Here is an 18,006-nt window from a genome sequence, read left to right on the forward strand (position 1 = left end):
AGATCACCTGGCGCGGTGCCGGCAGCTCGCCCCGCCTGCGCCCGCGCCGGCGGCCAAAGTCCCATGCCACGGCTCGTACGGAGCGCGGGCAAAACCCGTGCGGATTCGCGGGAACGCTTGGTATTCCGCCACCGTCTCTATTACTGTCCGATAACGGAGCGCGGTTGTCCCAGCCGTCGCCAGTGGCGGCACCGCGCGCCGACGCCGAATCCCGAATGCGCTGTTCCCGCACGTCCAGGACCACTCCGCACCACTCCGAACTGCTCGCTCGCACCCGTCCTGCAGGGCCGTAAAGAGCCGTCATGAGCCGTAAAGAGCCGTGCGGAATTGCCCAGAACTGCACCGGGTCGCCCGACGGGGCGCACCCGAATCCGCCGTATCTGCCTGGAATTGCGCAGCACCGCGCCAAGGGAACCGGGGAACCACCACCTTGGGGTGAATCGGACGCCTCTCGCCAGGGGGCGCCCGTAGGAGACCTTCCTGCTCCGAACCCGTCAGCTAACCCGGTAGGCGAGAAGGAAGGAAAGGAGTGCGCCCCCGTGGCGTCCAACAGGCCCGCCCCACACGCCCCGTCCGCCTACGACTTCGCCGGTCCGGGTCGCCGCGACGGCGTCGTCGGCTTCGACGTCCCCGCCACTGATCTCCCCGACCCGGGCGAGGGGCGGGACGCCTGCGAGAGCCCCGCCGACGCCACGGGATTCGCCGACACCAGGGGATTCGCCGACACCTCGGGATTCGCCGCCGCCCACGACGGCGCGTCCGGCGAGGGCGACGGCCTCTGGGAGGAGTGGAACCCCACCGAGGAGTCCGTCCGCCCCGTCCGCGGCAAGCACCGGGTGGCCAAGCAGCGCAGCGGCGGACTCGCCCGCGGCGGTACGGTCCTGGGCGTCGGCGTCATCGCGGCGGTCGGCGCCGGCGGGATGGCCACGGCCGAGGACCGGCCGCCGGTGCCGATATCGATGCCCGACCTCGGCGGGATGGCCGACGACCTTGCCGGCAAGCTCCCGGACGCCGCGTCGCTGCCCGGCATCGGCTCGCTCCTCTCCGACGGCGGGGGCACCGCGGCGGCATCGGCCGCCGGTACGGACGCCCCGTCCGCCGCCGGAGCGGACTCGGCCCCCGCGTCCGCCGGCACCTCCCGCCCCCTCTCCCAGGCGGGGGTGACGCACCACGCAGCCGGTCAGGGCACGGACGCGGCCGAGGCGCTGCGCAGCCGGATCCTCCAGCAGGCCGATACCCAGCAGGGCGCCGCGGACCGGGAAGCGCGTGAGAGCGCGGAGCACTCGGCGATCCAGGAGGCTGCGAAGGACGCGACCGTGCACCAGAAGACGGCGGAGCAGGCCGCTGCTGCCGAGAAGGAGGCGGCGGCGGAGGCCAAGCGCCAGGCGGCGGAGGCCGCCCGCCTCGCCGAACTGGCGAAGAGCTATGTCGTCCCGGTCTCCTCGTACACCCTCACCGCGAGCTTCGGGCAGGCCGGCGACCACTGGGCGGCGAACCACACCGGCCAGGACTTCGCGGCGCCAACGGGCTCGCTGGTCAAGGCGGTTCACTCCGGCACCATCACCAAGGCGGGCTGGGCCGGTCCCTACGGCTACCGCATCGTCCTCACCCTCGACGACGGCACGGAACTCTGGTTCTGCCATCTGTCCTCCATGGTGAAGACCTCCGGCAAGGTCACCACGGGAGACGTGATCGCCCGCGTCGGCGCCACCGGCAACGTCACCGGCCCGCACCTCCACCTGGAGGTGCGCCCGGACGCCGGCGATCCGACAGATCCGATGCCGTGGCTGCGCGACCACGGGGTCGGTGTCTGACGTACGGGGCACGCCCCCCGTGAAATGCGCGTAGCGCCGCGTTGCGGGGAGGCAGGCGAGGAGGGCGGCGAACGACTCCCCGCCCGCCGACGGAGTAACTTCCCGCCCGCCGGCGGAATATCTCCCCGTCCGCCGGCGCTGAAGCGACGCATGACGACCCACACCACCAAGACCATCGGCTCGCTGTCCGTCTCCCCGCTCTGCCTCGGGGGCAACGTCTTCGGCTGGACCGCCGACGAGGCGGAGTCCTTCCGGGTGCTCGACGCCTACGTGGCCGGCGGGGGGAACTTCATCGATACCGCCGACGCGTACTCGATGTGGGTGCCCGGCCACAGGGGCGGCGAGTCCGAGACCGTCATCGGCAACTGGCTGGCGGCCCGCGGCAACCGCGACCAGGTCGTCATCGCCACCAAGGTCGGTGCCCACCGGGATCTCAAGGGCCTGTCCGCCGCCACGATCAAGACCGCGGTCGAGGCGTCCCTGACCCGTCTCCGTACCGACCACATCGACCTCTACTACACCCACTACGACGACGAATCGGTTGAGGTGGCGGAGTTCCTGACCGCCCTCGACGAGCTGGTCCGCGCCGGCAAGGTCCGGGAGATCGGCGCGTCCAACATCTCCGCGCGGCGCCTGGACGAGTCGCTGGCCTTCTCCGACCGTGAGGGCCTGGCCCGCTATGTGGCGCTCCAGCCGCACTACAACCTGGTCTCCCGCGACACCTACGAGGGCGAACTCGCCGATGTGGCGGCCCGCCACGGCGTCGCCGCGGTCCCGTATTACGCCCTCGCCTCCGGCTTCCTGACCGGTAAGTACCGGCCGGGCGGCAGCGTCGACAGCGCCCGCTCCGGGAAGGCCGCCGCGTACCTGGAGACCGAGCGGGGCCGGCGCGTCCTCCAGGCCCTCGACACGGTCGCCGCCGCCCACGACGCCGAGCCCGCCACCGTCGCCCTGGCCTGGCTCGCCGCCCGGCCCACCGTCGCGGCCCCCATCGCCAGCGCCCGCAACGCCGCCCAGCTCCCGACCCTCCTGGCCGTCGCCGACCTCACCCTCACCGACGTCGAACTGGCCCTCCTCACGGAGGCGTCGGCCTGACACCCGCGCCCTGACCCCTGGGGGCGCGGTATCCGTGAGGGCGGGGAACCCGTGGGGGCGCGGAACCCTTGGCTGCGGGCGACCCTTGAGCGCGAGGGCCGACAACTGCGGGCCGGCACCAGTGGACTGACAACAGCGGACCGACAACAGCGAGCCGACAACAGCGAGCCGACAACAGTGGTGCGGGGCGGTAACCCTCTCCGCCCTGCACCACGAACACCACAACAACCCGGCCCCCGGGGGCGCCACTATCCCCGCCGATCCGCCACCACCCACGACGCCAGCGCCACCCCACCCGCGACCGCGAACACCGAAGGCCACGCCCCGATCTTCTTGGCCAGCGGATGCGACCCCGCAAACGCCGCCACGTAGGCCCCGCTCAGCGCAGCTGCCGCCTTCGTACCGGCCTTCTCCTGCCACCCCTTGGCCGCCACCGCCCCGGCAGCCGCCAGCGCCACCCCACCCAACGGCCGCTTCTTCGTCCACCGGGCGACGCCGTAGCCGGCCACCAGTCCACTCGCCGCGACCACACTCGTCGGTATACCGGCCATCAGAGAAACCTCCGTAATCCGTCCCGTATCAAGGTCGATGTCAAGGAGCCTAGGCTCGGACCTCGTGAACTTCGGGACCGCGCCCGCGCCCGGCGTCCCCGAAGGGCAGCGTCAAGGAACACCAGATCAAAAGGGAATGCGTACAGAGCCGTCGAGCGCGGTGGGCCGACCGACCCGCTGTGTTCACCGAGCCGGACGCGCAGTCGTGATTCCGCATTCTGCCCAGATAGGTGGCCCAGAGTAGGTGGCCCAGCTAGATGGCGCGGATAGGCGGCCCGGAGAGGTGGGTCAGGCCGGTGGGCTGGCCAGGCCCTGGTCGTCGACGGTCGGTCGGGTCCACGGCAGCAGCGCGGTGCGTGACGGCGGTTCGCCGATCACTCCTGGGCTTCCCGGGCTGCCGAGGTCAGGGACATGTCCGCGTAGCGGTCGCCGGCCACCTGGCCGGCGATCGGCTCCAGGAGGGCCAGCTCTTCGGCGGTCAGCGCGATGCGGGTGGCCGCGGCGTTTTCGAGGAGGCGGCTGCGCTTGCGGGTCCCCGGAATCGGCACGACGGTCAGGCCGTGCGTCTGGGCCCGGTGCTGTACCCAGGCCAGGGCGATCTGCGCCGTGGTGGCGCCGTGGTCGGCCGCGATCTTGTGCAGCGGCTCCAGGAGGGCGGCGTTCGCCCTGGCGTTGTCGCCGGTGAAGCGCGGCAGCAACTGCCGGAAGTCGCCGCCGGAGAGTTCGGTGCTCGCGTCGCTGAAGGCACCGGTCAGAAAGCCCCGGCCGAGCGGCGAGTACGGCACGAAGGCGACCCCGAGGGCGGCGGCCGCGCCCACCGCGCTGTGTTCGACGTCCCGGCTGAAGACCGACCACTCCGTCTGCAGCGCGGTGATCGGGTGGACGGCGTGCGCCTCGCGCAGTTCGGCACCGGTGACCTCGCTCAGGCCGAGGTGCTTGACCTTGCCTTCCCGCACCAGCTCGGCCATGGCGCCGACGGACTCGGCGAGCGGGATGGCCGGGTCGCGGCGGTGCATGTAGTAGAGGTCGATGACCTCGACGTTCAGGCGGCGCAGGCTCGCTTCGACGGCCTTCCTGACGTAGCCGGGGTCGTTGCGGATGGCCCGGTAGCTCGGGTCGTCGGCGCGGTATTCGATGCCGAACTTGGTGGCCAGGGTGATCTCGTCGCGGTGCGCGGCGACGAAGGGCGCGAGGAACTCCTCGTTGGCACCGACGCCGTACATGTCGGCGGTGTCGATGAGGGTGACGCCCGCCTCGACGGTGGCCTCCAGGGTGTCGCGGGCCGCCGCGTCGTCCGTCTGTCCGTAGGCGGCGCTGATGCCCATGGCCCCGAAGCCCTGGACGCCGACGAGGGGGCCGCCGGTGCCCAGCTCGACCTTGCGGATCTGTTCGATGGCGTTGCTCATGATGGCGCTCAGGCCCCTTCCGGCGCCTGGCGGGCGCCCGCATAGAAACTGATCTTGGCGTCGAGTACGGCGAGGGTGTCCTGCAACTCCGCGATGCGCGTGGCCACTTCGTGCCGGGTCTGCTCCAGGATCTCCCGGCGTTCGCCGAAGGTGACCTCGCCCTGGCGGACCAGTTCCGCGAAGCGGACCATGTCGGCGACCGGCATCCCGGTCAGCCGCAACCTGCCCACGAAGGTGAGCCAGTCCAGGTCCCTGTTGTCGAAGCGACGCTGGCCGGTGTGCGACCGCTCCACCTGCGGCATCAGACCGATCTGCTCGTACCAGCGCAGGGTGTGCGCCCTGAGCCCGGTGAACTCCGCGACCTCGCTGATCGTGTAGCGGTCCTGGCCGTCGGGTCGCGGATGCGCCGCACCCGCGGACACACAGGCGTCCACGGGCGGCGACGTCACGGGGGTGCTGTCGATCACCGTCATGCCGACCACGCTAGGACCTTCAAGTGCACTTGAAGCAAGTGCCCGTCGTGCGGTGCCTCTTGGGCCGTCGTGCGGTGCCTGTGCCTCTTGGACCGGGCTCGTCCGCGGCCCAGCACGTAGGGGCCTGCTGTCCGCGCTTAACCGGGCGACTGGTCCGCCTCATCGACGAGTGCCACGGCGCCCGGCCCGCCTTCCCCTTCCTTCCTCCCGCTCCTCCCCTTCCCCTCGTTCCTCTCTGTACCCATCCCCTCCACTTTCCGTGCCTTCCCCACCTTCCCTGCCTTCCGTGCCGTCTTCCCCTTGCTTCCCTCCCGGCTTGCCAGGGCCTGGATCAGAGCCGGTTCGGCCCACGGGCGGTAGTGCCACAGGAGGTCCAGCAGATCGCGCTCGCGGGCCGCGAAGTCCGGGGTGGTGCCCGTCAGGTGGGCGCGGCGCCGGTGGAAGGAGAGGGTGGTGGCGAGGGCGGTGTATTCGGTGACGGCGCGGGCGGCGGTGGGGCCGTGGGTGCGGCGGGCTATGTCGCGGGCCAGGGCGCGGGTTTTGAGGGAGGTGAGGGCGGTGGGTTCGGCGGGAGCGAGCCAGCCGGCGGTGATGTACGGGGCCAGGTAGGCGTGGAGGGAGAGCAGTTCCTGGTGGCGGACCCAGAGGGCGAGCCAGGTCACGACGAGGAGGACGGGGACGATGAACAGGCCGTAGATGGTGACGAAGCCGCTGTTGCCGAGGCTGGAGGCGGCGTTCCAGACGGCGTGCAGGAGGATCGCGGTGACCAGGCCGAGGACGGCGAGCGCGGCGCGGGCGGCGCGGCGCCGGGGGTAGCGGGTCGCGGCTATCCCGAACGCGAGGCCGGTGAGGATCGTGAAGAGGGGATGGGCGAAGGGGGAGACCACGATCCGTACGAAGAAGGTGCCGGCGGTGAGGGAGCCCAGCCCGCTGTGCCCCAGGGACTGGTCCTCGCCGAACGCGCTGCCCAGATAGAGGATGTTCTCGGTGAACGCGAAGCCGGTGGCGGTGATGCCGGCGATGACGATGCCGTCGGTGATGCCGTTGAAGTCGCGGCGCCGGAAGCGGTAGAGGAGGAGGACCGCGGCTGCCTTCACCACCTCCTCGATGACCGGCGCGATGGCGGTCGAGCCCCATGTCTCGGCTTCGGTGGGCGACGCGGAAGTGATGTTGGTGGCCAGCCAGTTGGTGGCGAAGCCGTTGGCCAGGACCGCGACCAGGGTGGCCGCGCAGGCGCCCCAGGCGAAGGCGAAGGCCAGATTGCGCCACGGCTCGGGTTCGACGCGGTCGAGCCAGCAGAACGCCGAGATGAGCAGCGGTACCGGGAAGACCGCCAGGCCGAGGCCGACCAGGAAGCCCTCGGTGCCGGTCTGGCGGCGGACGATGCCGATGATGAGTACGCCGGAGAGCGCGAGCAGCGACGCCAGCGCGATCGCGCGGACGGTCTTGCTGTGCCACGGTGCGGGCCGGCGCCCCGGCCGGGACCCGGGAGGGGCCTCGGCGTATGTGTACGGGGACGGGCCGGGTGAGCGCTCGGGGAGCGGCGGCGGGGACGGGTACACCCATAGACCCTAACGAGGCGCGGCCACATGACGCGCGGGTGGCGGGAAGACGTCGGCCGCCGGTCGGTTCGGTGTGGGGCTGATGCCGGCCGGTGGGCGAGGCCGGCGGTGGTGGGTGGAGCCGGTGCCGGTGGGCGAGACCGGTGTCCGGGGCCGGCCCCTGGGCACCCGCTGCCGGACGCCCTTGCCCACCGGCCGCTGCGGGAGTCGCTTCCGCACGGGCCGTTGCCGGACGCCCTGATGCGCGGCTGCCGCCGGAGCCGCTTACGCACCGGCACCGGATCAGGCTCCCGTCATACGGGCCGGTCCCGCGGCCCGAGCCGTTCTCAGCCGCGGCGCCGGAAGAGCAGGTCGTGGACGACATGCCCCTTGTCCAGACCCTGGCCCTCGAACCTGGTCAACGGGCGGAAGTCCGGCCGGGGCGCGTAACCGGGGTGCAGGTTCTCCAGCGTCGGCTCGGCGGAAAGCACCTCCAGCATCTGCTCGGCGTACGGCTCCCAGTCGGTCGCGCAGTGCACCAGGGCGCCGGGCGCGAGCCGGGTGGACGCCAGCGCGATGAACTCCGGCTGGACGAGGCGGCGCTTGTGGTGGCGCTTCTTGGGCCACGGGTCGGGAAAGTACACGCGCAGGCCGGCGAGCGAGCCGGGGGCCAGCATCTCGCGCAGCAGGATGATCGCGTCGCCGTTGGCCACCCGGATGTTGGACAGCCCGTTCCGCTCCGCGAGACCGAGCAGATTGCCCTGGCCGGGAGTGTGCACATCGCAGCCGAGAATGCCGGTCCCCGGGTCGGCGGCGGCCATCTGCGCGGTGGCCTCGCCCATGCCGAAGCCGATTTCCAGGACGACTGGCAGCCCGTCGAAGAACGCGTCGAGGTCGATACGGGAGAGCCCGTCGATGTCCACGCCCCACTTGGACCACAGCCGGCGCAGCGCATCCGCCTGCGACGGCGAGACGCGGCTGCGGCGCGGCTGGAAGGAGCGGATCCGGCGCTCGTGGTGCGAGCCCGCGGGGTCGGCCGCCGGACCGGTCCCGTCCGGGAACATCGGCTTGCCACGCCGGGGCACGGCGGCGGAGGCGGCGGTGGCACCGAGGGCGCGGGGCCCGCCGGCCTCGGGGGCCGGGGCGGCGGCCCGCTCTCCGGCGGCGCGGCCGTCCGTGTGCGTGGCGGGCCCGCGGGTGCGCGCGACGGCGGTGGCCGCGGCGTCGGCGCCCAGGGCGTCGACTTCGGGGGCGGTGGTCTCGGGGGTGGCGCGGTTCTCGGACACAGTGTGTCGATTCTACGGATGGTGGGGGAGGGGACGGGAGCGCTGGAGGGGGCGGCTGCGCGGGGCGGCGGTGCGGGAGAGAGGCGGTACGGGAGCGCTGTGGGGAGGGCGGCACGGGAGGGAGCCCGCTGACGGCATGCGGCCCGGGGCGGGCCCACGGGGGAAGTGAGGAGGTCTCCCCCTCACCCGCAGGTCTCCCCTCCCCTCACCCCCGCAGCACCCCCATTACCCGGCGGGCCACCTCCCGGCCGATGGGGAGTGAAGCCGTGGCGGCCGGGGACGGTGCGTTGAGGACGTGGATCATGCCCGGGGTCTCGGCGAAGAGGAAGTCGTCGACGAGGGTGCCGTCAGGGAGGACGGCCTGGGCGCGGACCCCGGCCGGGGAGGGCAGCAGGTCCTCCTCCTGGGCGGCGGGGAGCAGCCGGCGGACCGCGTCTGTGAAGGCGCGCCGGGACAGCGACCGGTGCAGCTCGCCGGCGCCGTAGCGCCAGTGGCGGCGGGCTATCCGCCAGGCGCCCGGATACGTGAGGGTGCCGGCCAGGTCGGCGGGGCGGACCGTGCGCCAGTCGTAGCCCTCGCGGGCGAGAGCAGGGACGGCGTTCGGGCCGATGTGGACGGCGCCGTCGATGCCGCGGGTGAGGTGGACGCCCAGGAACGGGAAGGCCGGGTCGGGGACCGGGTAGACCAGCCCGCGGACGAGGGCGGCGCGCTCCGGGGCGAGGGTGAAGTACTCCCCGCGGAAGGGGACGATCCGCATCCCGGGAGCGTCGCCCGCGAGCCGCGCGATGCGGTCGCAGTGCAGGCCGGCGCAGTTGACCAGGGCGCGGGCCCGGTAGACCGTGCCGGCGGCCGTGCGGACCGCGACCCGGCCGGGGCGGCGGGCGATGGTGGTGACGTCCTCGCCGTACGCGATCCGAGCGCCGTCCTCCTGCGCGAGGTGGCCGAGCTGCCGGGCCACCGCGCCGAAATCACAGACGCCGGTCGTGCCCACATGGATGGCGGCCAGGCCGTGCACCTCGGGCTCGTACTCGGCTATCTGGGCGGGGCCCAGCTCGCGCACCGGCAGGCCGTGCTCCCGGCCGCGCTGGATGAGGCCGTGCAGCCGGGGCAGCTCGCTGCGGTCCGTGGCCACGATGAGCTTGCCGGTGACTTCGTGGGCGATGTCGTGTTCGGCGCAGAACTTGACCATTTCCGCCGACCCCTGGAGGGCGAAGCGGGCCTTGAGCGAACCGGGCGGGTAGTAGATCCCGCTGTGGATCACGCCGCTGTTGCGTCCGGTCTGGTGGCGGGCCGGTCCGGGCTCCTTCTCCAGCACCACGACGCGTATACCGGGCACCGCGCGCGCCAGGGCATGGGCCGTGGACAGCCCCACGATCCCGGCACCGATCACCAGCACATCGCAGTCGTACGCCGCCACTGCACCTCCCCAACCGCATGCTCGCGGGCCTGCCCGTCGCCGCGGCCCCGCGCATCATCGCCGACGACGTACTCCATCATGACGGGCGGCACTGACAACGCGGCCCTGCCGCCACCGCTACCCCGCTCGCGGCCGCGCCATCCGCCCCGCCGCACGCCCACCCGATCAACTTGTCCCCTGAACCGCCACACCTTCGTCGACCGGTTCCCCCGACGACCGATGCCCGCTCGATTACCGGTATCCGATCGGCCACCGGTACCCGCTCGTCGACCGGCACCCCGCCAGCCGTTCCGACCGTTCCGACCGATCCAACCGTTCAGGCCGTTCCGCCCGTTCCGTCCGCTATGCCGGCGCCGCCAGCAACGGCCGTGCCCGCTCGCGGAGTTCCACCACCCGGGGCTCGTCCCCGTACGGCTCCAGGCGGTGCAGCAGATCGCGGACGTACTCGGTGGTGCGGGCGGAGGAGATCCGTCCCGCGACCTCCACGGCACGGGTGCCCGCCGCGCAGGCCGCGTCCAGATTGCCGGACTCCAGTTCGGCGACGGCGGACACGACGAGGCGCAGACCGTGCGAGCGGACGAACTCCTCCGTGGGACGGGAGAGCGCCTGCTCGGTGAACCGGCGCACCTGGCGGGGCAGCCGCAGATCCCGGTAGCACTCGGCCGCGTCGGCGGCGAACCGCTCGTACGAGTAGAAGTCCAGCCAGGAGGGGTCCGGATCGCCGCTGCGGGAGCGTTCCAGCCACCCCTCGGACGCCTTGAGCGCCACCTCGCAGGCGCGCGCCTCGCCGGCCTTGGCCTGCGCCCGCGCTTCCACCAGGCGGAAGAAGCTCATCGTGCGGGCCGTCGCCAGACCGCGGTTGCGCTCCAGGGCGGCCTGCGCGAGGTCGACGCCCTCGTCGGCGAAGCCCCGGTACGTCGCCTGGAGGGACATCGATGCCAGGACATAGCCGCCCAAGGGGACGTCGGCGGCGGCGCGGGCGAGCCGCAGTGCCTGGATGTAGTAGCGCTGGGCGGCCTCCTGCTGCCCGGTGTCGAAGGCCATCCACCCGGCCAGCCGGGTCAGTTCGGACGTCGCCCCGAAGAGCGCGCGGCCCACCTCGTCGCTGTACGAGGCGAGGAGCAGCGGTGCCGCGTCCACCCGGAGGCACTCCGGCACCATGGACGAACGCCAGTCCCCGCCGCCGTACTTGGAGTCCCAGCGCCGGGCGTCCTCGGCGGCCTCGCGCAGCTTGGTGACGTCGCTGTGGCCGACGTGCTGCGGGATCCCCGCGTCGCCGGCCGCCGCGGCGTCCCTGTCCCGCGCCTCGGCCGCCTCCCGCGCCACGGAGCTGTCGGCCGGGGATATCAGCCAGCGGGAGGCCGGGGTGGCGTACGCGCTGACGGAGAAGGATCCGGCCAGGCTCTGCCAGATGCCGCCCCCGCCGGCCCGTCGCCCGGCCAGATCGAGGCGGTAGAGCTCGGTCGCGGAGCGCACCGCGGCGCCCACGTCACGGGGAAACGCGAGGCCCACTTCGGGCGCCGGGTCGGCGTCGGCCAGTCCGATCTCGTGCAGCGGCACCGGACGCCCCAGCTTGCTGCCGATCGCGGACGCGATCAGATGGGGCGCGGCACCCTGGGGCACCATGCCCTTGGAGACCCATCGGGCCACCGACGTCTTGTCGTAGCGAAGCGTCAGGCCGCGTTGCGCACCGAGGTCGTTGACCCGGCGGGCGAGTCCGGCATTGCTGATCCCCGCGAGGGCGAGAACGGTGCCGAGCTTTTCGTTCGGCCCGCGTATATCCCTGGACATGCGCACCCCTCGACACAGCGACAGCCTCCCCGGTACCCCGGGGCATGCGTCCACCCAGAGTAGTTCGCCGGATCCCGACCGTTAAGAGTCGGTGTCCCGGATGGCGAGATTCGTGTTCAAACAGGGGTGCGGGAATTGGCATGTGCTCCGGGTACGTGTGCCCGTGCGCCCGTCCGTGCGCGCTGGCCGCCCGTCAGCGGGAGCGCTTCGATGATTCTGCGTGGGTCGGCCCGCTGCACTGGATCCAGTGGGCTGGGGGACACCGCCACCTCATTCCCCGCGGGTGGCGGTCCGGTCCGGGAGGCGCAGCCCGCTTCCCGGGCCGTCGCGGGGGCCGGGCGCCACTCGGCCACCGCACCGGACGACGCGGCACCCGACGTGTCGACCGGTCTCCAACTGGGTTGTACGGTACGGACTTTGGCCGAAAAGTGATGGGTGATGCTTTCACGCCGCCGCCCGCCCCGGGGGCCACACGGGGGGCCACCCGGGGTCGCCGCAGCGGCCCGCGCCCGCCCCCGGGCGCATCGTCCGCCTCGGTGGCGCGCCGCCGCGCCCGCCGCCCGGCACCGTTAACCGCCCGCATACGAGCCACCTTTGGCACCTCCCGAAACCCCTCGTCATGGCAGCATGGACCGCACAACAGCTGGGGATTCCGCTGTATGGGGCGGCCATCGGCCCCGCTGCGGACGGGGAATCGGGTGGAGGCGGCGATGCGCTGGTTGGTGGGGTGGAGCAGCGCTGCGACCGCCGGCCGGGAGAGCCGCACGGTCCTGCCCGTGGGCGCCCAGCTCCTCTGGGGCGACCCGGACCCCCTGTGGGCGGTCGGCGACTGGCGGCCCTATGAAGTCCGCGTCGTACAGGCCGACCCGGAGACCCGGCTCGCCGTCTTCGGGGTGTGCGGCGCCACCGACGACCAGCTGCGGGTCGGGCTGTTCGCCGCCCGAGGGGGCGCACTGCGCCACCTCACCGCCTGGCCGGGCAGCTACACCGCCGTCGTCCAGGTGGGCCGCCGGATCACCATCACCGGAGATCTGGCCGGCGCCCGCCCCGTGTTCCACACCCGGTGGGCCGGTGGTACGGCGTACGCCACCGCCGCCCTGCCGCTCGCCGACCTCGTCGAGGCCAGCCTCGACGTCGGCCATCTGGCGGCTCTGCTGGCCTGCCCGGACGCCCCCGAGGCGCTGGGCGCCGGCACGCCCTACGAGGGCGTGCGCCGGATCCCGCCGGGCCACGCCCTGGTGCTGCGCGCCGGCACCAGCGAGATCGCCTCCTTTGAACCGACCGCCTCACTGGCCGTCGCCGCGCCCCAACTGGCCCCGGACCAGGCCGTGGACGGCGTCCGCGAGGCCCTCGTCGAGGCGGTGCGCACCCGGCTGGCGGGCCCCCGCTTCGCCCCCGACCCGGACGGGCCGGAGGGGCTGGACCCCGGCCCGGTGCCCGGTATGGGCCCCGCGGAGCGGCGTGCGGCCCGCGGCGGACCGGTCCCCGGCATCGGCGCCGACCTCTCCGGAGGCAGCGCCTCCGGAACGCTCGCCCTTCTGGCCGCCGGTCTCCCCGGGCAGCCCGGCACGATCAACGGCCACGGCGAGCGCCTGCTGGCCGTCACCTTCAACGACCGCGCCACCAACGCCGGTAGGCCCCACCGCGAGGCCGAACTGGAGCGCGCCCGCAGCATCGCCGACAACCCCCGGCTGCACCACGTCGTCGTCGCCGCCGGCGAGGAGGCGCTCCCGTACGCCGACCTCGACAGCGGTCCGCTCACAGACGAGTCGGGCCCCTCGCTCACCGTCGCCGGCCGCCACCGCCGGCGGCTGCTGGCCGGCAGCGCCGACCACTTCGTCGGGAACGGCGCGCGCCAGGTCCTCGACGCCCACCCGGCCCGGCTCGCCGACCTCCTCATGGACCGCCGGCGGCGCCATCTGCTGCGCCCGGTCACCGCGCTGGCCAAGGCGGACGGCCCGTCCGCGCACTCCGTCCTGGTCCCGTTCACCGTCTACCGGGCCGCCCGCCGGCTCGCCCGCACCCCGTACGCCACCGGTATCACCGAGGCGGCGCGCCGCCTCATGGAGCGGCAGTTCGCCGACGAACCGGTGGCCGGCGGGGCGGTCGACGCCTCACTGGCCGCCCTCGCCTGGTGCCGGCCCGGACCGGCCGCCCGCTGGCTCACGGGAGAGGCGCTGGCCGAAGTATCGGGTCGCCTCGGGGACGCGGCGACCCGCTCGCCCGCCGCCGGCCGCCCCGGGGAACGGCGCGCCCGTGCGGCACTGGCCCGTCAGGCCGCCGACCACCGGGTCCTTGAGCAGGCCGCCGAGGTCCGCAGCCAGCGGCTGCACGCCCCCTTCCTGGACAACCAGGTGGTGCTCGCCTGCCGTGCGCTGCCGGACACCCTCCGGGTGCAGCCGGGCGCCCGCGCCGCCGTACTGCGCTCGGTGCTGGCCGGCGCCGGCGTACGGGACCTGCCACCGGGCTGGGGCGCCACCTCGCACCTCACGCACACCGCCGCGGTACGTGCCGGACTGCGCGCCGCCGTCGGCCAGTTGGTGCAGCTCTTCGACGCACCGCTGCTCGCCGACGCAGGCCTGATCGAGGCGCGGGTGGTGCGCAAGGCGCTCCGCGCGGCGGCCGAGGGCGCCGCGCTGCCGCTGGACGGACTGGCCGAGCTGGTCTCCACGGAGTTGTGGCTGCGGCGGCTGCTGGCCCGGCGAGGCTCGTGCTGGACCGGCGCGGAGGCGCCGCGGCAGCGCGCGGTGGCGGGCGGCGTGGTCCCCCGGGCACGGCTTTCCGGGGCCTGAGCCGGGGCGGGAGTGGGGACCGGCGTCCGAGCCGGGCCGGCGCGGCGTGGGGCCGTGCCCGGACCCGGTGGCGCCCGTTCGCGTGCCCCGGGAGAAGCCGACCGGGCCTCAGGAGAAACCGACCGGGCTGTGGACAACCGCCGCTGCCGCGGATCCGGGCTGTGGACAACACGCGGGGATGCGCCGCGGCCCGCGACAATGACCGCGTGAAGGTTCGGATTCTGGGCACGACGGAGGTCCTGGGCGAGGAAGGACGACCGGTGCCGCTGGGCGGCCCGCGGCTGCGGGCACTGGCGGCGGCGCTGGCGCTGAGGGCCGGTCGGGGGGTGGACGTGGCGACACTGATCGACGACGTATGGGCGGTGGACGGACCGCCGCGGGACGCGCCGGCCGCACTGCAGGCGCTGGTCGGGCGGCTGCGGCGGGCGCTGGGCAAGGAGGCCGTGGCGTCGCTGCCGGGGGCGTACCGGCTGGTCGCCGAGCCGGACGAGGTGGATCTGCACCGCTTCGCGCGGCTGGTGGCCGACGGCACCCGGGCGCTGCGGGACGGTGACCCGGCCACCGCGGCCGAGACCCTGCGCGCCGCGCTCGCCCTGTGGCGCGGCCCGGCCCTCGTGGACCTCCCCGACGGCGCGAGCGCGGCCCGCGGCCCCGAGGCGCTGCGGCTGACCGCGCTGCACCACCGCATCGACGCCGATCTGGCCCTCGGGCGCGCCGCGGAACTGCTCCCCGAGCTGGGCCAGTTGACCGCTGACCACGCCCTGGACGAGCCGTTCCGCGCCCAGCTGATCCGCGCCCTGGACGCCACCGGGCAAAGCGCCGCCGCCCTGGCCGCCTACGAGGACGCCCGGCTGGCACTCGCGGACCGGCTGGGCGCCGACCCCGGACCCGAACTCCGGGGCCTGCACGCCCAGTTGCTGGTGGCAGTCGAGCAGCCCGCGGGTGCGCCCGCGGACGATCGCCGTACGGCCGCCCCCGCCGCCCCCGCGCGCAGCGGCAATCTCCGCCCCCGCCTGAACTCCTTCCTCGGCCGAGAGGGCGAGCTGGCCGCACTCCGGCAGCAGCTGAGGAGCCGCCGGACCCGCCTCGTCACCCTCACCGGCCCCGGAGGCTCCGGCAAGACCCGCCTCGCCGAAGAACTGGCCGCCTCCCTTGCCGCCGACCACCCCGATGGCGTCTGGATCGCCGAACTCGCCCCGCTGGACGCCCCCGAAGCCGTCCCCGGTGCCGTCCTGTCCGCACTCGGCCTCCGGGACACCGCCGTCTTCGGCCCGGCCCTGGAGGCCCGTACGGCCGGCGAGCACCCCGACCCGGCCACCCGGATCGCAGACCACTGCGCCCACCGCCGGCTGCTCCTCGTGCTGGACAACTGCGAGCACGTGATCGGCGCCGCCGCCGCGCTGGCCGACCAACTGCTGCGGCACTGCCCGGAGATGACCGTGCTGGCCACCAGCCGCGAGCCGCTCGGCGTCCCCGGCGAGGCCGTACGGCCCCTGGAGCCGCTGCGCCCGGCGCCCGCGCATCAGCTGTTCGCCGAGCGGGCCGCGGCCGTCCGCCCCGGCTTCCGCGCCGCCGGCGACGCCGTCGCGGTGGACGAGATCTGCCGCCGCCTGGACGGGCTGCCGCTCGCCATCGAACTGGCCGCGGCCCGGCTGCGGCTGCTCTCCGCGCGCCAGATCGCCGACCGCCTCGATGACCGCTTCCGGCTGCTGACCAGCGGCAGCCGCACCGCACTGCCCCGCCAGCAGACGCTGCGCGCGGTCGTCGACTGGAGCTGGGAGCTGCTGGACGAGCCCGAACGTGCCCTGCTGCGCCGGCTGTCGGTGTTCGCCGGCGGCTGCACCCTCGACGCGGCCGAAGCGGTGTGCGGCGTGCCCGAGGGAGCCGATGGCGCCAAGGGGGTGCTCCACCTGCTGGGCGCCCTGGTCGACAAGTCCCTGCTGCTCGTCGACCACCGGGACGCCGAGCCCCGCTACCGCATGCTGGAGACCATCCACGCCTACGCCAAGGAACGGGCCGCCGCCCGCCCCGAGGAGCGCGACCGCACCCATGCCCGGCACACCGCCCACTTCCTGCGCTTCGCCACGGACGCCGACCCCCGCATCCGGTCTGCCGAACAGCTGCCGTGGCTGGCCCGTATCGAGGCCGAGCTGGACAACGTACGAGCGGTGCTGCACCGCGCGCTCACCGCACGGGACACCGCCACCGCACAGCGGCTGACCGTCGCCATGGGCTGGTTCTGGTGGCTGCGCAACTACCGCGTGGAGGGCGCCTCATGGGTCAAGAGGGTCATCGCCCTCGGCCCCGCCCTGGAGGAGCTCGGCGACGCGGATCCACGGTTCCGGGCGCAGGCGGACCTGCGCCTGCTGCTCCTCTTCCTGCTCCATGACCACGAAATCGACCGCGAATTCGCCGCCCCCGAGAAGAGAGCGCTGGTCGACCGCCTGCTCACCACCTACTCCCGCCCCCATCCGGGCAGCGCCCGATTCCCCGGCCTGCTCTGGCCGTTCTCCGCGTACTTCCTCGGTGGATACGGCGAGATCCTGCCCCTGCTGGACGACGCGGTCGCCGCCACCCGGGAGCTGGGCGGCGACTGGGAGCTGGGCGTCGCCCTGCTGTTCCGTACGCATATCGCCATCGACCTGCCCGGCGGCCTGGAGTCGGCCGAGGCGGCCCGGCGGGAGCTGGCCGCGCTGGCCCGCCGGACCGGCGACCGCTGGATGCTCGCCCAGGCCGCCGGGGCCACCGGCGAGATGCGCCAGACCTGCGGGCGGTACGAGGAGGCCCGTGCCGCCTACGAAGAGGCGCTGGCCCTGACCCAGGAGCTGGGTGCGCACACCGAAGCCCCGTGGATCCTCTCCCGGCTCGCCGAACTCCACTTCGCCGGCGGGGACCTGGCGGCCACGGAGAAGGCGCTGATACGGGCGGACGAGCAGGCCGCCGAGTGGCAGGTACAGGACCCGGTGGCCTGCAACCACGCGCTGCGCGCCCGGATGGCGCTGCTCCGCGGTGACCCCCGGGCGGCGCACGAGGAGTGCGAGGCGGCCCGGGCCGCCGGTGGACTGGGNGCGGACGAGCAGGCCGCCGAGTGGCAGGTACAGGACCCGGTGGCCTGCAACCACGCGCTGCGCGCCCGGATGGCGCTGCTCCGCGGTGACCCCCGGGCGGCGCACGAGGAGTGCGAGGCGGCCCGGGCCGCCGGTGAACTGGGCACCCTGCCGCCTCAGTTCACCCTCCTGCTCGCCGGTCTCGCGACCCGGATCGCCACCGCCTCCGGCGACGCCCCGCACGCCCTGCGCCGGTGCCACGACGCGTTGACCTCGGCCCTGACGCGCTACTGCACCCGCCCCGTGGTGGCCGCCGTCGTCGAGAGCGCGGTTTCGGCGCTGCACGCCACGGGCCGCCCGCGTGACGCCGCCCGGCTGCTGGGTGCCGCGGACGCCTGGCGCGGCCAACTGCCCCGCCCCGTCCCCGAGGAGGCGGACATCGCGCGCACGGCTGCGGCCCTGCGCGCCGAGCTGAACGGCGCGGCCGACGGCGCGTACGAAACGCTGCACGCCGAGGGCACACACCTCACGCCGGCGGACGTCATCGCCCTCCTGGCGTTCGCCCCCCTCCCGCCGGAGTCCGGCCCAGCCCCCATGCCGGCGCCCGCATCCGGTGCCTCCCCGGCAGCCGGCACGGCCCCCACCCCGGGATCCGGCACATGACCCGGCCTACGCCACGAGGGCGGACCCGCCCCCCAACTCCCAACCGGCCCCGGTCCCGGCCACGCCATCCGTCCCGCGACCGCCAACAGCCGCGCAAGCGTCAACGGCTCCGCGACTGCCAACGGTCCCG

At 74.1% G+C, this 18,006-nt stretch carries 11 protein-coding genes and 1 riboswitch; of the genes, 4 read left to right on the forward strand and 7 right to left on the reverse strand.

The genetic code is table 11. From position 1 onward, the window contains the following. Window positions 1–383: 383 nt before the first annotated feature. A riboswitch (cyclic di-AMP (ydaO/yuaA leader) is annotated at window positions 384–528 on the forward strand. Window positions 529–539: 11 nt separating this feature from the next. Further along, entirely contained in the window at window positions 540–1,814 is a 1,275-nt protein-coding gene (locus ACO1BR_RS04555; protein WP_426793699.1) for a M23 family metallopeptidase, read from the forward strand. Window positions 1,815–1,964: 150 nt separating this feature from the next. Further along, complete coding sequence (locus ACO1BR_RS04560) at window positions 1,965–2,909, forward strand: aldo/keto reductase (RefSeq protein WP_426793700.1); 945 nt, start codon at window positions 1,965–1,967, stop codon at window positions 2,907–2,909. Window positions 2,910–3,157: 248 nt separating this feature from the next. Here the strand turns inward: ACO1BR_RS04560 and ACO1BR_RS04565 are convergent, their stop codons facing one another. From ACO1BR_RS04565 to ACO1BR_RS04595, 7 genes are all read right to left on the reverse strand, one after another. Continuing rightward, on the reverse strand, window positions 3,158–3,460 hold the full coding sequence (locus tag ACO1BR_RS04565; RefSeq protein WP_043265018.1) for a hypothetical protein: 303 nt from the start codon (window positions 3,458–3,460) through the stop codon (window positions 3,158–3,160). A gap of 374 nt (window positions 3,461–3,834) precedes the next feature. After that, window positions 3,835–4,866: an aldo/keto reductase gene (locus tag ACO1BR_RS04570; protein WP_426793701.1), complete on the reverse strand. Its 1,032-nt coding sequence runs from the start codon at window positions 4,864–4,866 to the stop codon at window positions 3,835–3,837. Between the two features lie 8 nt (window positions 4,867–4,874). Continuing rightward, a complete protein-coding gene (locus tag ACO1BR_RS04575; protein ID WP_426793702.1) occupies window positions 4,875–5,339 on the reverse strand; it encodes a MerR family transcriptional regulator in 465 nt (154 codons plus the stop codon). A 137-nt stretch (window positions 5,340–5,476) separates the two neighbouring features. Then, on the reverse strand, window positions 5,477–6,901 hold the full coding sequence (locus ACO1BR_RS04580) for a PrsW family intramembrane metalloprotease (protein ID WP_426793703.1): 1,425 nt from the start codon (window positions 6,899–6,901) through the stop codon (window positions 5,477–5,479). 326 nt (window positions 6,902–7,227) lie between these two features. Further along, entirely contained in the window at window positions 7,228–8,166 is a 939-nt protein-coding gene (gene trmB, locus ACO1BR_RS04585) for a tRNA (guanosine(46)-N7)-methyltransferase TrmB (protein ID WP_426793704.1), read from the reverse strand. Window positions 8,167–8,371: 205 nt separating this feature from the next. Further along, the gene (gene lhgO, locus ACO1BR_RS04590; RefSeq protein WP_426793705.1) at window positions 8,372–9,583 is read right to left on the reverse strand and encodes an L-2-hydroxyglutarate oxidase; all 1,212 of its coding nucleotides are present in this window, start codon (window positions 9,581–9,583) and stop codon (window positions 8,372–8,374) included. Between the two features lie 342 nt (window positions 9,584–9,925). Continuing rightward, window positions 9,926–11,374, reverse strand: coding sequence for an MFS transporter (locus ACO1BR_RS04595; RefSeq protein WP_159503036.1), 1,449 nt, complete (start codon window positions 11,372–11,374; stop codon window positions 9,926–9,928). 710 nt (window positions 11,375–12,084) lie between these two features. On the opposite strand from ACO1BR_RS04595, the gene ACO1BR_RS04600 reads away from it, so the two are divergent. Next, window positions 12,085–14,166 (forward strand): asparagine synthase-related protein, encoded by a 2,082-nt coding sequence (locus tag ACO1BR_RS04600; protein ID WP_426793706.1) that lies wholly within the window; start codon window positions 12,085–12,087, stop codon window positions 14,164–14,166. A 491-nt stretch (window positions 14,167–14,657) separates the two neighbouring features. Further along, window positions 14,658–17,876 carry an ATP-binding protein gene (locus tag ACO1BR_RS04605; protein ID WP_426793730.1) on the forward strand — a complete coding sequence of 1,073 codons (3,219 nt, stop codon included), beginning with the start codon at window positions 14,658–14,660 and terminating at the stop codon, window positions 17,874–17,876. Window positions 17,877–18,006: the final 130 nt, after the last annotated feature.

The organism is Streptomyces sp. YGL11-2, assembly GCF_050054615.1.
GTDB lineage: Bacteria > Actinomycetota > Actinomycetes > Streptomycetales > Streptomycetaceae > Streptomyces.